General features: G+C 66.3%; 1 protein-coding gene. It reads right to left on the bottom strand.

The window, feature by feature from the left end; all coding sequences use genetic code 11:
• On the bottom strand, positions 1 to 282 hold a 282-nt coding region (locus tag J5474_RS22525), incomplete at both ends, for a transposase (protein ID WP_209364251.1).

The raw sequence follows: 282 nt of genomic DNA, 5'->3' as shown, positions 1-282 counted from the left end.
AGCCCGACCGTTCCTTCGGACAGGTATGATTGCCGTGCCGCCGCGTGCGATGACGGCGCTGAGGCAGCGGCGGGTATCGTAGGCACCATCCGCGGTCACGGTGCCGATGTCCTCGTCCTCAGGGATCTGGCCCAGCAGGTCCGGCAGGACGGGGCTGTCGCCTTCCCGACTTGGGGTGAACGCGACCGCGCGGATGTCGGATGTGGCGGTGTCCATCGCCAGATGCACCTTGCGCCATTGGCGACGGCTCTGAACGCCATGCTTGCGGGCCTGCCATTTATT

Source organism: Sagittula salina (assembly GCF_017813235.1).
In the GTDB taxonomy this organism is placed as follows: Bacteria; Pseudomonadota; Alphaproteobacteria; order Rhodobacterales; family Rhodobacteraceae; genus Sagittula; species Sagittula salina.
This window is presented reverse-complemented; position numbering and strand designations above follow the sequence as displayed.